The sequence below is a fragment of the Niallia circulans genome (genome assembly GCF_003726095.1).
In the GTDB taxonomy this organism is placed as follows: Bacteria; Bacillota; Bacilli; order Bacillales; family Cytobacillaceae; genus Niallia; species Niallia circulans_A.
Genome location: NZ_CP026031.1, coordinates 4,459,571 through 4,473,406, shown reverse-complemented (window position 1 = coordinate 4,473,406; position 13,836 = coordinate 4,459,571). Strand labels below are relative to the sequence as shown.

Here is a 13,836-nt window from a genome sequence, read left to right as displayed (position 1 = left end):
TATTTTTATACAAAATAAAACAAAAAAGAGAATCTTAAAAGTTCTCCTCTTCTTCCTTGTTAGTACCATTAATCTATATTCATTACATATTGAACAAATGCTGCTACTGTGGCCAGACTCATCGATGCTTCACGATAATATATCCAGGTTCTTCTTTTCATTTCCTGACCATTTTTAAAAACTAGAGGACAAGAATATAAGTCATCACTCTTCTTCAGAAATACACTTGGGATAATGGCATATCCAAGTCCCTTTTTCACCATTTCCTTACAGGTTTCATAACTGTCAACTTGCATTGTTATCAATGGTGGATCACTAAACCTTTGATTCCACCAATACTCGATACTTTGCTCAAAGGGATTATAAGGACTTGTCTTATATTTAAGAAGCACTTTAGGCTCTTTTCGATTAATCATCGCCATTTGCGGAAGTTTGTGAATAGCAATTGGTTCGTTTGCAATAACACAGACATTTTCTTCATCAAGAAGATATTTAGCGTCCGGCCAATTATAATCTCCTCTAACAATCGCTACATCAATTTGCCCATCCACTAATAAATCCATCATTTCTGTACTAAATCCCGTATCTACATTTAATTGAACCTTCGGAAAGTTTTTTCTATACTCTTTCAGAATAGCTGGAAGAGTATGCAATCCAAAGTGACTATTAACACCAATTTTCAAATGTCCAATCAGTTCATTTTCTATATTCAATAAAAACTCTTTTGTTTTGCGCAAATCATTCAGAATTCTTTTCGCATATTCTACCAAATATTCACCAGCTGGCGTCATTTTTATATACTTACCATTTTTCGAGAGAATTTCAACCTGAAACTCTTTTTCCAGCTGTTTAATACGATAGGTCAAAGCAGGCTGCGTCATAAACAGATGTTCCGCTGCTTTTGTTATATTTTGCTCTTTCTGTAAATAAATCAGCAGCAAGCAATCCTTCTCATTCATTTCGTACCCCCGCCCGTTTTTAAGATTATCTTCTATTTAAGCATACAGCATTCCTATTGACTAGATGCTAACAGCATATTGTTTTTCTAGAAACAACAGATTGATTCTTATAATAGGGAAACCAAATATGATAGAATGGATAAATGACTAAAATGAGTGTGAACACAGAGCTCTAAGGCTAATCAAACATCCATCATTTACTTTCAAAGTAACTTAGGAGTGTAACTTAAAATGAATAAAAAAGATATCGCAAACATCCGAAAACAATTCAAAATGAATAATGATCTACTTAGAATAACAGATATGTTTAATGTTTATGTCATGAAAGAATCAAGTGATATATTCCATTATCAAAGTCAGCCCTTTGGCATGCTTGATCAAGATCAACAAGAGTTATTTTTACATAACTTCAAGAAATTACTTGCCGGTAATTTGGATGAAAAGCTGTTTGAATTAAAGTTTCAAAGAGAAGCAGAAAATAATAGCCAGCTTATTTTACATAAAGGATTACTTAGCTCAGAAACAGAGGATTGGAAAGAGCAAATGCTACTGATGGTAGACAAGATGCTTAATAGCAGACAATATGACAAAGATATTGTCATCACATTTATTCGCGGGGAATATTTAAAGCCAAAGAAGCGCCGCAGTGAAGAGTCTGAAGAAAGTGACCGAGATACAGTTTTCTCTCATCCTTTCATTTTATGCAGTATCAACAACACCCAAGAGCCGAAAAAAGAATTGCTTTTTGATTATGTAGAGAAAGAATTTAAATACAATATTGTTGTTGACCCCATTATTAATCTGAATGCGCCAATGGGTGGATTTCTTTTCCCAAGCTTCACAGATAACGCAGCAGATGTTAATCATATTCTCTATGCTGCCGGCAAAATCCATGAGCCAGATTACCAATTTATCGAGGAAGTTCTCAACGGCGAGGAAATGATGACTGCTCAAGATGATAAAATTGTGTTTGAGGAAATCATTAAAGATGTGACTGGAGATCAATTGAGCACTTCTACTCTTTCGAATGTATACGAGGAAATTAACCGAATGATTGTCGAAAATGAAGAAGAAGAGGTTCCAAAATTAGACTCCAAAGACGTGGAACAAGTCTTAAAGATGAGCGGAGTAGAGGACATTAGTCCAGAAAAAATCGAGTTTGCCTTCAAAAAAATTATTGATGATGATAAATATGAATTAAAAGCAAGTAATATCTTGCCAAAATTCACATCAAAATCGATTAAGATCAGCACCAAGATTGCTAACATTGCGATCAGCCCTCCTGACTTAAGATATGTGAAGCAAATCGAATTTAGCGGCAAACGCTACTTAATGATTGAAGTCGAAGAAGACACCGTAATCGAAGGATTTACAATGATTCCCGAAGCCTTCGGCGGAAATCCAGAAGAAGACTAAGATTCAAAGAGAGAGTGGGACATAAGTATTTCAACCAAATCTAACCCCCGAACAATAAAAAAATTCGTATAATTGTTTGGGTTTTTTATTTATTTTAAGAACGAAGGTTTGTGGTAATCACCCGCAGCCTGAATACACTTCGCTTTCCATGGGGCGAGCGCCAAGCCTCCTCGTTCTGCGGGGTCTTGGACTTTCTCGCAGCTCCCATAGGAGTCTACGTGTATTCAGTCTGCTCCATTTAGTTTCTTTTGAAAAAAAACTGGAACGAATTGGATTCACCACTAAATTAGAGATTGTTCGTCTTTATCCATTATTTATTTTGTTTTGTCCCACCCTCGATAAATCTAACTTACTGCTCTAGTCGCCGCTAACGCCTTTATTGACTAAGTTGTTTACTTTTATGGTTTTCGCGAATAATCCTGTATAAATAAGAATAGTCCCCACCATTACAATGAAGCCAATGTAGACAGACATCATTGTTGGAATTAAGAATGCCCCGATAATAATACTAGCTCTTGCAATTAAATCTGCTCCACTAAATGATAGGTTGGAAAAAGCAGAGTATGATCCACGTTTATCGCTTGGAATCATATTTGCCTGCTCTGCATTTCGAATCGGTGAATAAATTAATTCGCCCATCGTTGCTATCAAATTAAATAAAACGAGCATATACCACGTATTCGCCGAAGTAACAGTCACATATCCAATTCCATATATAATAAGACCTGTTATTAAAGCATTCTTTTTATTCATCTTATCTGTGAACCGATTAATAATGAAAGTAAAGCAGACTACGAGCAGCATATTTTCTATATTTAATATACTTAGCATTCGTACCCCAACAATTTCAAAACTCCCAATCCTAACTGCTTCAAAAGTTTCAGCAAGGCGAATCCCAATATAACTATTTAATGAAAATTCAGCTGCAAAAATAAAGGTGGAGCCTGTAACCACTTTTACAAAGGCTGTATCTTTAAATGCCACTTTATAATTGCTGATTAAGTCAACCAAGACATTCTTGTGCTTTTTCTGTAACTGATCTGTGAACTTGTCCTGCAGCCAAACCCCGTAAGCAATTGGAATCAATGTAGATGTGCAAGTCAGCATGATGAATAATTCTTTCTGATGATTCAAATATAAAAGTCCTCCAAGTGCTGCCCCAATAGCCATCGATAAATTAACAAGCCAGTAATCGAGTGCATAAATAGCTTTTCGATTTTCTGGTGTTGTGGAATCAATAATAATCGCATGCATTGCTGGTCGCCCTAGACTGCTTGTGATAATAAATCCAACGTATGCCAAAGCAAACAAAACAATTATTTTATTGGTCGGAAATAGACTGATCGTCATGATTAAAAAGAAGAGTGCATTCAGCCAGGATGTTATCATTAAAACCTTTTTTCTGGGAAAGCGGTCAGAAATATATCCTCCCACTAAATTGATCAGAAATCCAATAACCACTGTACTGATCAAAAATAAGCCTGCCCAAATTTTGTTTAATTCCTGTGCAAAGAACAAAGCCATAAATGGCATAACTGCTGATGATACCGCCCGATTAAAGAAAGAGGTAATCATCCTAACTTTGATATTTCTCGGTAATTCCTTCCATTTCATGTTGTCTCCCCCTTGTTATTACTGTATATTAAACTAGACGAATAATTCTAAAAATAGACAATTAATAAAACAATGTCCCCTTTTAGGAGGAAAAAGAATGGATAACAAATTACTTACACTTTGGAGATATTATCCTTCTGGCAGTATTCGAATGGAGGAAATTTCTGAAACCTTGCAATTGAGCTCGAAACAAACAACACGTTATTTAAAAAAATGGATGGAAGAAGGCTGGCTATCGTTTACACCCGGACGAGGACGCGGAAACATCTCAACTTTGTTATGGAAAAAAGAGGTAGAAACTTCTTACGAGGAAGAAGTTTTAAAGCGAATTGATCTTGAACCAGTAGAACAAACAAGCAAATACTTAATGTATGATTGGTCCACAAACAGTAAAATGAGATTAATGAATAAATTTCACACAAAACTTGGCTTTGTCCAAGAGTCAAATGATAAATTAATCGTACCAAAAAGATATCCTTTCCATTCCGTCCATCCGCTTGAGGCTGGAGATGTCTTCAGTGCGCATTTAGTGGCAAATGTGTTTAATCGGCTTGTCACTCATACAGAAGATGGAAAAGTATTACCTGAAATTGCCCATAGTTGGGACAGCACTCCTACTACATTAAGACTCTATTTAAAAAAAGACATTAAATTTCATGACGGTTCTGTTTTGACAGCAAAAGATGTGGCCGAATGCCTTGAAAAACTTCGGACACATGCTTATTACAAAGATTTATGGACACCTGTTGAAAGAATTGAAGTAAAGTCTCCACTTATTCTCGATATTATTCATCCCAATGGATGCAGCTATATCCTTCCTATGCTTAGTATGATGTGTGCAAGCATCTACAGAGAGACGAATGAAAAAATATTGGGTACTGGTTACTTCATCCTGCAACAAAACAGCGATAAGAAGACAACTTTAACTGCTTTTCAAGATCATTTTCGAGAAAGGCCATTAATTGATGTAGTAGAATTCATTCAAGTTCCTGAGGATTTTAAAGGAATCTATCATTCTCCTATGGAAAAGAATACATCTTCCTCCTTCGAAGTAGAAAGTGACTCGGGTTTTGGCATTATCGTAATGAACTCCTGTAGAAATTCTGCTATCAGGCAAAAGGAAGTAAGAGATTACCTTCATTGGATTATCGTTAAAAATCGTCATACTATTGGTGACCTAAGTCCAAGACTAATACCGAATGATAAGAGTATAATAGTCGGCCAAAATCAACAGCTGACTATTTCTGAAGTAGAAAGGCCAATATTTTCTAAACCAATTGTGATAAGAGGTGCCAGACATACTGCTAATACTACACAATGGCTTGCAGAAGTATTTGCAAAAGAAAATATCCCTATAGATATCCAATGGTTTTCCTTTGCTGATATATTAACAAAGCATCCTGAGACATTAGACGTAGATCTTTTTATACATGGAGAAGTTTTTGAATTCAATCAAGATTTTTCCTTTTACCACTTTTTAATGAATGGGTTTTCCCCACTTTCTCAAATGATAGCAAATAATGAAACACTTACAAACTTAATGGATAAATATAAGGAAATACCATTTGAACAATGGACAGCTTTAAATCTAGAAATCGAAAAAGAATTGATTAATCAATCGATTATGATTCCCCTTTATTATCAAAAGCGGTATATTCCATTTTCAACCGATATAAGCAATATTAAAATTAGCCATTTTGGCTATGTGGATTTTTCAAAAGTGTGGGTTCGGCCGAAGGAATGAGTGGTATAGGAAAGAGACATTCTCAGGATTTTTTAGTACTTCTCTTTATTAACTAAGTAAAAACAACACATAGAGTTCCAAAAGATAAGGCAATATAAAAAGACGAAACTGCTGGACTCTATGGAAAGGAACTAAACAGATGAAGATTCGCTTTGGCTATGTGGCAAATGCACTAGGATTATGGGATGCAAGTCCTTCAAAGGCTTTAACCTTCTCTCGATATTCAGCACTCCCTAAACAGGAAGCCACAGAAAAGCTACTAGCTGTTACAGCTCAAAATTTAAAAAATACAAAAAGAATTCTCTACTATAATGCTGCCAATGAAATTCCATTGTACCGCTTATCCAGTTCGTTAGTGCCCTTAGCAACGCATCCAGATGTAGACTGGGATTTCATAACTCCTTTTCAAGAACAGTGGAGAGAACTTGGCCAATTAGTTAAACAATTTAAGCTGCGGGTTAGCTTTCACCCCAACCAATTTACGCTTTTTACTAGCCCTAGGGAAGAAGTAACCATAAATGCAATAAAAGATATGACCTTCCATTATAAAATGCTAGAAGCTATGGACGCCCTTGATACCAGTCTTATTAATATTCATATTGGCGGAGCCTATGGTGATAAAGATACTTCTTTGCAGAGATTCCAGCAAAACATCCAGCAACTTCCTATGGTAATTAAGAACCAGATGACCCTTGAAAATGATGATAAAACATATAATGTGAGAGAAACACTGATAACCTGTGAGCAGGAAAACATTCCCATGATTCTTGATTATCATCACCATATGGCCAATAAAGAAGATATTGACTTAGCTCTTTATTTGGAGCGCATTTTTAAAACGTGGAAAAATCATAGAATGGTTCCTAAAGTCCATATTTCCTCCCCGAAATCCACTCTGGCCTTCCGTTCTCATGCTGACTTTGTCTCATTTGATTTTGTACTTCCCTTTTTAAAAATGGCTAAAAATCTTAATCAAGATTTCGACGTTATGATAGAAGCAAAACAAAAAAATCTGGCTATGTTTAAGCTTATCGAGGACATTGCCTCTATTAGAGGAGTAAAGAGGGTTTCTGGTGGAACAATAGAATGGTAAGTGTTTCTCTACATTTTAATACAAACGAGGAGGTGTAATGGATGACGATTGTTCGACTTGGATATGTCGCAATGAGCATGATAGTAAAAAATGCATCTCCTTCAAAGACGATGACATTTAAACAGTTTCAAAAAATAGATGACCGGGATGCAGGTCTTCGTAAGCTGGAACGGATCGCCTTGCAAAATCTCCATAATACGCTTCGGCTACTAAAACATACTGCTGCTTCCGATATCCATTTTTACCGCCTTACCTCCAGGCTAATTCCATTAGCCAATCACGAAGAGCTGCTTGATTGGGATTATATGAAACCTTTAAATGAGCCTTTAAAAGAAATAGGTGAATTTGCCAGAAAGCATCAAATTAGGCTTGATTTTCATCCTGATCACTTCGTTCTCCTTAATTCCAATCAAAAACATATATGGAAAAACTCAATTAAAACTTTAAGATTACACTATTTATTATTAAAAGGAATGGGGATTGATACAACTCATCGTTGTGTTATGCATGTGGGAGGGAATTATAAGGATACCGAAAAATCATTAGAAAGATTTATTGATAATTGGATGCTAGTCCCAAACTCTATTCAAGACATGATCATGCTTGAAAATGATGATACCTCTTTCACATTGGAAGATACTCTTTACTTATGCGAGAAACTAGGGATTCCACTTGTGTTTGATTATCATCACCATCTCTCCCATCATCATAATCCCAATTGGGAGGATAACTGGAGTCGTATTCTTCAAACATGGAGTACATCTCCATTACCAATTAAAATGCATATTTCCAGTCCCAAGGATGAAAAGCACTTCCGTCATCATGCCGATTATATTGATATAGATATGTTTTTCTATTTCCTAAACCGAATAAAAGGAAGCATTCCTGTTATCGATTGCATGATAGAAGCTAAAAAGAAGGATGAGGCCCTTTTTAAGTTAATAGAAGAAGTGAGCATTAGAAACGATGTAGAAATGATTGATGGCTCTTCTTTCCGTCTTAAGTAAAGGAAAGAAGAGCCTAAAACAATTCATTAATTACCTAGTGTTAACTCTTGTACAGGTTCGCCATTCCTATTTAAAATTCGAATAACGTCAGGCTGCACTTGAAGGAACACATAATTTGGATCCATTGGTCCTTCAAACCATTGTTGAAACGACTCGTTCCAAAACTGCTTTTTTAATGTTTCAGAATTATTAATAGAGCAAGTTCCAGCTATTTCCACATAAGAATCGCTTTGTCCCTTTTCTTCATAGCCTAACAATACAGAAACATGAGGATTTTTTTCTATCTCATCTATCTTTTCTGTATCCATTTGAGTGGGCGAGTACAAAGTTAAATTTTCATGATAAAATGTCATATACCGTGAATGAGGTTTATTATTTTCCACAGATGAAAGTACTCCTGTTCGATGACCTGAAATAATGTTAATAACTTGATTCTTTAAATTTTGATTAGTCATATTCTGTTTTACTCCTCTAATTACGGCTATTTTATTTATGTGCTCTTACTGTTCTAAACGATTCAATTCCTGAATGCATTCTTGCACCAGGGTAACTCCTTGGCTCATGGTCGCTCCCCCGCCAAATGCAGCAGTTACGCCTACTGCTTCTAAAATTTCCTGTTCGGAACATCCTTGATCCAAGCATCCCTTTGTATGATAGATGATACAATACTCATCTTGAGCATGAAGACTAATCCCTAAAGCTATTAATTGCTTTTGTTTTTGTGTTAAGGCACCTTCCTCAAAGCAGGCTTCTGTAAAAGCATTATATCTACTTGCAAACTCAGGCATTTTTTGTGTAAAATCCCCTATCCCCTTTTTAAACGATAACAGGGTAGATTCTATTGAATTGCTAGTTTCCATTTCCAAACACTCCTTTTAATTAAGCTGTACAACAAATTTATTATAAGTAAACTTCAATCGAATTAATTATCCCTTATTCATTTCCCATAACTTCCATAAAAAGTGATACATAACTGGTGATTAGGAAGGGAAAAATGGCATTATATTCAATGTAGAAGGTGAGTGAATGGAACTGTATAATGAAAATCATGCCTATCAAGCTGGGGACATCGTTTATGTTTTTTACCGGAACCCGCATACCCAAGATGTAGCGAATATCCAAGCAGCTGCTGTTGTAAAAAATCCAGACAATTCCAATGAATTATCTTTATTTCTATACGAAAATTACTACCCTCTCTCAAATGAAGTTGCTGTATATACTACAGAAGCAGAAGCTCAAGAAGCCTACTATTATTATTATGGAGATGTTTCGGAAGGGAGATTGGAATGATTAAACCCTTCACTCCAAAGCTTGTCTATTTTGAACCGGAAGCATTAGAGTATCCCTTAGGGAAAGAACTGCTGGAGAAATTCAAAAAGATGGATGTAGAGATTCGCTATACCACTTCCCATAATCAAGTTAGAAATCTTCCTGGCGACAATGATTTTCAACGTTACCGAGTGGCAAAGTCAACGCTTGTTGTCGGCATTCGCAAAACACTCAAGTTTGATACATCTAAGCCCTCTGCCGAATATGCCATTCCTTTTGCTACCGGCTGTATGGGACATTGTCATTATTGCTATTTGCAAACAACGATGGGAAGCAAGCCATACATCCGCACCTATGTAAATGTCGAGGAAATTTTAGAAGCCGCCGATAACTATATGAAAGAACGCGCTCCAGAATTTACACGTTTCGAAGCATCCTGTACATCTGATATCGTTGGAATCGATCATTTAACCCACACGCTTAAACATGCAATTGAACACTTCGGGGAATCGGAGTACGGCAAACTGCGATTTGTCACAAAATTCCATCATGTTGACCACTTGCTTGATGCGAAGCACAATGGAAAAACCCGCTTTCGTTTTAGTGTAAATGCAGATTACGTCATCAAAAACTTCGAGCCTGGGACATCTCCTTTGGAAAAGAGAATAGAGGCTGCTGGAAAAGTCGCCAGAGCCGGCTATCCACTAGGATTTATCGTGGCACCCATTTACCTCCATGAAGGATGGGAAGAAGGCTATCTGCATATGTTTGAACGCCTAGAAGCTGAGCTGCCTCCAGAAGCAAAGAAGGATTTAACATTTGAGTTTATCCAGCACCGCTTTACAAAACCTGCTAAAAGGGTAATCCAAAAAAATTATCCAATGACTAAATTAGAGCTGGATGAAGAAAAGCGCAGATATAAATGGGGAAAATACGGAATAGGAAAATATATTTATCAAAAAGAAGAAGAAGCAGACATAAAAGATCACCTACATTCTTATATGAAAAAATTTTTCCCTGATGCTAAACTAGAATATTTTACGTAAACAAAAAGAAAAAGGTCTTTAATTGTATGAGGCCTTTTTCTCCATTGATATTATTTTTTCGTAAAGACTTTAGCATCGCTAATCCATGTTATTCTTTCAGTATGTGGTAGCTCTACACTCCCAATCGGAAAAGGATTCCGCGATTCTGGACCATGAAAGTCACTACCTCCAGAAACAAGGAGATTAAATGCTTCTGCCATTCTCCCCCAGTAGTTTTGCTCCTTATCGGAATGTTTGGAGTGATATACTTCGATACCATCTAACCCCGAATCAATTAACTGTTGAAGCTGAAATTCATGTTTATAAATGCCTGGATGAGCTAGAAATGCAAGACCGTCAGCTTCGTGGATTAGTTTAATAGCATCCTCTGCGGAAAAACTGCCTCTTTCTTCAAAAGCAGGCTTTCCTTTTTTTAAAAGCTGTTCATATGCATCCTTACTGTTTTGAAAATATCCTGCTGATACTAGTTCATCTGCAATATGGGTTCGAACAAGTACGCCCTTTCCAACACGCGCAAGGCAATTGTTAAAGGAAATGTCGTAGCCAAGATTTCTTAATTTCTCCACTATTCCTTTTCCCCATTGAATTCTGTCCTCCACTCTCCAAGAGACATGATCTTTTAATTTAGGATGATGCGGGTCAAATTGATAGCCTAATATATGCAATTCACCTTGAGGACCATCTGTATTAAGTTCAATCCCAGGGATAACCTTTAATGCATCCTTGCTATAGGATAAAGCTTCTTCATACCCAGTTAATACATCATGATCCGTTATTGCAATAATTTCCAACCCTTTTTTGATACTATCCTCTACAATTTCTTGTGGTGTCCAAAAACCATCAGAGTAGATGGAATGTATATGCAAATCCATCATGCTTTTCCCTCCTAGTCTACCTGCTCCCTGTCAGCACAGCTCTTTCCTCTACTCCACTAAATATCCTCAAGGAAACAGCGTCTCCTGGCAGAAATCGTTTTTCAAAAACAGATCCATACACATTAATTGTCTCTTCCCCCACTTGAACGCTATAATGAATTTCATTCCCTTGAAACTGGGCAAACTGGATAATTCCTGTCATCTCTTCTTGCTCTGCCTCGCCAAGCTTCCATTGCTCAGGACGAACAGGGTAAAGATTTTGGGATTTGATCTCCTTTGAAATTCCGATGTCTTTCCAAGAAACATTAGGAAACTCCGCGGGAATAAACCGATCCTCTCCAATCCACTCTCCTTTGATCAGATTGCTCTTTCCAACAAATGTGGCAACAAATACCGACTGGGGATTATTATAGATACTTTCCGGAGTACCAATCTGCTCGATTCTTCCATTATTCATTACAACAATTCTATCAGCCATCGCCAAAGCTTCCCCTTGATCATGGGTAACATAAATTATGGTAGTTCCCAGCTTCTGGTGAATCCTACTAATCTCTCTTCTCATCTCCATACGAAGCTCCGCATCAAGTGCACTTAATGGTTCATCCATCAAAAGAAGAGATGGCTTTGGAACGATAGCACGAGCAAGTGCAACTCGCTGTTTTTGACCTCCAGAAAGTTCAGCCGGATAGCGTGTTTTCAAATGGGTAAGGCCCACCATTCCTAATGCTTCTCCAATTCTAATCTCCTGCTCCTCTTTGCCATTTGTTCTGCCAAACCGATGATGCTTAAGAGGAAAGCGAATATGGTCTTCTACTGTCATATGCGGCCATAATGCAAAGGATTGAAAGACCATACTTATATTCCTTTTCTCAGGTGGAACGAGTTTACTAGAGCTTGCTGCTAACTCATTATCTATCGTAATCGTTCCTTCTGTCGGTTTCATAAACCCTGCCAAAAGCCTTAATAACGTCGTCTTTCCACATCCAGAAGGACCTAGAATAGCGATAAATTCACCATTTAGCAATTCTAAGTTAATATTATTTAAGGCTGTAAAGCTTCCATAGTTCTTTTTTAACCCATCAATACTAATCACTCTTCATCACCTTCTTCTTCCAGATTTTTTCTAATAAAACAAATAGAATGCCCATGATCAATACAGATCCCACAATTAAAGTGGAAAATGCCGTTGAGTAAGTAGTGTATCCAGCTTGCTCAAAACTAAAGATAACAACACCTATCGTTTCAGAACCGCTAGACCATAATAAACTGGACACAGTCAGCTCTGTAAGAGCAGTCAGAAACACAAGAGCAGCTCCGCTTAATATACCAGGCATTAGCAAGGGAAAAAGGATGCTTCTCCATTTAGCTAATGCTTTTGCCCCTGAAATTCTTGCTGCTTCCTCCACAGAAGAATCAATTTGCGAAAAAGCAGTCAGGCTTCCTCTCATCTGTAGTACCGTAAAGCGAGTGATATAAGCAATAAGCAAAATCCATATCGTGCCGTAAATTCCTGGCTGAAAGCCTGGCACTGGCTGCAGCCACATCAATATAATTGCTAATGCAAATACCGTTCCTGGCAAAGCATAAGGAATGGTTACAATAATTTCTGAGACCTTCACTAAAACAGATGGCTTTTTAAAACGAAGATAAGCAATAACGGTTCCAATTACCATACAAATCAGCATGGTCACCAAGGCAAGCGTTACGCTGTTTCCTATCGCAGCGCCTGTTTTACCATCCTCAAATAATAGATACGAATAGTTTTTTAAAGAAAGATTTTCCCAAGCAAGAGATAATCCATATGCCTTGATAAAGGATGTAGAAGCCATAACGACTAATGGCAAAAGTGTCGTGAGCAACAGGAACATCCAGAGCACTATTTCCACTGCATTTCGCAAGCCCCTTGGGAGAAAATACCTTGGCTCTATATCTCGTGCTGCTGTTTCACTTACATTGCTTTTTCTTATAATTGCCCATTGGAGGACTGTCCCAATTAAAGCAATTACACCAAGAATAACGGAAAGAACAGCAGCTCTTGCAAAGGCAGATGGTCCATATCCAATAATCTGTTCGTAAATATACGTACTCAAAACACGGATATTTGCTGGTATACCAAGAAAAGCCGGAATGCCGAAATTATCAATATTAGATAAGAACGCAAGAATACCACCACTCGCAATTCCCGGAAGCGCCATTGGAAAAATTACTTTTCGAAAGACAACTCCCCCAGATGCCCCAGAAGTATTGGCGGCATATTTCAGTTCCCTTGGTATCCTGCGAAATACTTCCACACTCATCAAATAAACAAGGGGATAATGGGAAAGCCCAAGAACAAAAATGATTCCTCCCATACTGTACAAATTAACTGATTGATGGAAAAGAAATTGGATAGGTCCATTTCCTCCAAAGAACTGTACCCACGCAAGGGTTGAGATATACGATGGTATCAAAAAGGGTAAAAAGATAAGTAATTGCAGCCACTTTTTTGCCCTAATATTCAAATATGCCATAGTAAATGCAAGCCCTACTCCTAAAACAAGGGAAAGCAATGTACTTGAGACCGTAATGATAACAGTATTTTGAATCGTCTTCCACGTAGCCCTTTCTACCAATACTTCCTGATAAAGCTCCAGACTAATTCCTTCTCCAGAGGATATGCTCAGCCAGACAAGACGCCAAACAGGAAGTAAAAAAACAAAGATAAGCAGCAAAAATCCAAGAATCCCCCACCACTTACGGGAAAGATAAGAAAAGGAGAGCGGAAATAATGCTTCCGTCTTCCTTTCAGCGCTCTGAATAGATGAGTTCATTAT

At 37.3% G+C, this 13,836-nt stretch carries 13 protein-coding genes; 6 read left to right on the top strand and 7 right to left on the bottom strand.

The genetic code is table 11. The features are described 5' to 3' along the window. Nucleotides 1-68: 68 nt before the first annotated feature. Nucleotides 69-959, bottom strand: a complete 891-nt coding sequence (locus tag C2I06_RS21495; RefSeq protein WP_095333007.1) for a LysR family transcriptional regulator — start codon at nt 957-959, stop codon at nt 69-71. Nucleotides 960-1,190: 231 nt separating this feature from the next. Here C2I06_RS21495 and C2I06_RS21490 point away from each other — a divergent pair, with 231 nt between their 5' ends. Continuing rightward, the gene (locus C2I06_RS21490; RefSeq protein WP_123258822.1) at nt 1,191-2,375 is read left to right on the top strand and encodes a DUF4317 domain-containing protein; all 1,185 of its coding nucleotides are present in this window, start codon (nt 1,191-1,193) and stop codon (nt 2,373-2,375) included. Between the two features lie 357 nt (nt 2,376-2,732). Here C2I06_RS21490 and C2I06_RS21485 read toward each other — a convergent pair whose 3' ends face one another. After that, nucleotides 2,733-3,989: an MDR family MFS transporter gene (locus C2I06_RS21485; RefSeq protein WP_095332998.1), complete on the bottom strand. Its 1,257-nt coding sequence runs from the start codon at nt 3,987-3,989 to the stop codon at nt 2,733-2,735. A gap of 97 nt (nt 3,990-4,086) precedes the next feature. Here C2I06_RS21485 and C2I06_RS21480 point away from each other — a divergent pair, with 97 nt between their 5' ends. The 3 genes from C2I06_RS21480 to uvsE (C2I06_RS21470) all read left to right on the top strand — a co-directional run bounded on the left by C2I06_RS21480 (nt 4,087) and on the right by uvsE (C2I06_RS21470) (nt 7,833). After that, on the top strand, nt 4,087-5,733 hold the full coding sequence (locus tag C2I06_RS21480; RefSeq protein WP_095332996.1) for an ABC transporter substrate-binding protein: 1,647 nt from the start codon (nt 4,087-4,089) through the stop codon (nt 5,731-5,733). Nucleotides 5,734-5,872: 139 nt separating this feature from the next. Next, a complete protein-coding gene (gene uvsE / locus C2I06_RS21475; RefSeq protein WP_095332994.1) occupies nt 5,873-6,826 on the top strand; it encodes a UV DNA damage repair endonuclease UvsE in 954 nt (317 codons plus the stop codon). 41 nt (nt 6,827-6,867) lie between these two features. Then, nucleotides 6,868-7,833, top strand: coding sequence for a UV DNA damage repair endonuclease UvsE (gene uvsE, locus C2I06_RS21470; RefSeq protein ID WP_123258821.1), 966 nt, complete (start codon nt 6,868-6,870; stop codon nt 7,831-7,833). Between the two features lie 26 nt (nt 7,834-7,859). On the opposite strand, the gene C2I06_RS21465 is transcribed toward uvsE (C2I06_RS21470), so the two are convergent. Next, nucleotides 7,860-8,288, bottom strand: coding sequence for a pyridoxamine 5'-phosphate oxidase family protein (locus tag C2I06_RS21465; RefSeq protein WP_123258820.1), 429 nt, complete (start codon nt 8,286-8,288; stop codon nt 7,860-7,862). A gap of 45 nt (nt 8,289-8,333) precedes the next feature. Then, entirely contained in the window at nt 8,334-8,699 is a 366-nt protein-coding gene (locus C2I06_RS21460; RefSeq protein WP_275068564.1) for a carboxymuconolactone decarboxylase family protein, read from the bottom strand. Nucleotides 8,700-8,859: 160 nt separating this feature from the next. On the opposite strand from C2I06_RS21460, the gene C2I06_RS21455 reads away from it, so the two are divergent. Continuing rightward, nucleotides 8,860-9,123 carry a transcriptional regulator SplA domain-containing protein gene (locus C2I06_RS21455; protein WP_123258819.1) on the top strand — a complete coding sequence of 88 codons (264 nt, stop codon included), beginning with the start codon at nt 8,860-8,862 and terminating at the stop codon, nt 9,121-9,123. Next, a complete protein-coding gene (gene splB / locus C2I06_RS21450) occupies nt 9,120-10,148 on the top strand; it encodes a spore photoproduct lyase (protein ID WP_123258818.1) in 1,029 nt (342 codons plus the stop codon). The genes C2I06_RS21455 and splB overlap by 4 nt, the downstream gene beginning before the upstream one ends. Nucleotides 10,149-10,198: 50 nt before the next feature. Here splB and C2I06_RS21445 read toward each other — a convergent pair whose 3' ends face one another. From C2I06_RS21445 to C2I06_RS21435, 3 genes are read right to left on the bottom strand one after another with little or no spacing between them, the layout of a single operon-like run. After that, on the bottom strand, nt 10,199-11,023 hold the full coding sequence (locus C2I06_RS21445) for a PHP domain-containing protein (protein WP_123258817.1): 825 nt from the start codon (nt 11,021-11,023) through the stop codon (nt 10,199-10,201). A gap of 16 nt (nt 11,024-11,039) precedes the next feature. Beyond that, nucleotides 11,040-12,116 (bottom strand): ABC transporter ATP-binding protein, encoded by a 1,077-nt coding sequence (locus C2I06_RS21440; RefSeq protein WP_123258816.1) that lies wholly within the window; start codon nt 12,114-12,116, stop codon nt 11,040-11,042. Then, a complete protein-coding gene (locus C2I06_RS21435; RefSeq protein WP_123258815.1) occupies nt 12,109-13,833 on the bottom strand; it encodes an ABC transporter permease in 1,725 nt (574 codons plus the stop codon). The genes C2I06_RS21440 and C2I06_RS21435 overlap by 8 nt, the downstream gene beginning before the upstream one ends. Between the last annotated feature and the right edge of the window lie 3 nt (nt 13,834-13,836).

Excerpts from the sequence above, each read along its gene's own strand:
- C2I06_RS21485 (WP_095332998.1), bottom strand. The coding sequence starts at position 3,989 with ATGAAATGGAAGGAATTACCGAGAAATATCAAAGTTAGGATGATTACC.
- splB (WP_123258818.1), top strand. The coding sequence starts at position 9,120 with ATGATTAAACCCTTCACTCCAAAGCTTGTCTATTTTGAACCGGAAGCA.
- C2I06_RS21445 (WP_123258817.1), bottom strand. The coding sequence starts at position 11,023 with ATGATGGATTTGCATATACATTCCATCTACTCTGATGGTTTTTGGACA.
- uvsE (WP_095332994.1), top strand. The coding sequence starts at position 5,873 with ATGAAGATTCGCTTTGGCTATGTGGCAAATGCACTAGGATTATGGGAT.
- C2I06_RS21435 (WP_123258815.1), bottom strand. The coding sequence starts at position 13,833 with ATGAACTCATCTATTCAGAGCGCTGAAAGGAAGACGGAAGCATTATTT.
- C2I06_RS21465 (WP_123258820.1), bottom strand. The coding sequence starts at position 8,288 with ATGACTAATCAAAATTTAAAGAATCAAGTTATTAACATTATTTCAGGT.
- C2I06_RS21455 (WP_123258819.1), top strand. The coding sequence starts at position 8,860 with ATGGAACTGTATAATGAAAATCATGCCTATCAAGCTGGGGACATCGTT.
- C2I06_RS21490 (WP_123258822.1), top strand. The coding sequence starts at position 1,191 with ATGAATAAAAAAGATATCGCAAACATCCGAAAACAATTCAAAATGAAT.
- uvsE (WP_123258821.1), top strand. The coding sequence starts at position 6,868 with ATGACGATTGTTCGACTTGGATATGTCGCAATGAGCATGATAGTAAAA.
- C2I06_RS21495 (WP_095333007.1), bottom strand. The coding sequence starts at position 959 with ATGAATGAGAAGGATTGCTTGCTGCTGATTTATTTACAGAAAGAGCAA.
- C2I06_RS21480 (WP_095332996.1), top strand. The coding sequence starts at position 4,087 with ATGGATAACAAATTACTTACACTTTGGAGATATTATCCTTCTGGCAGT.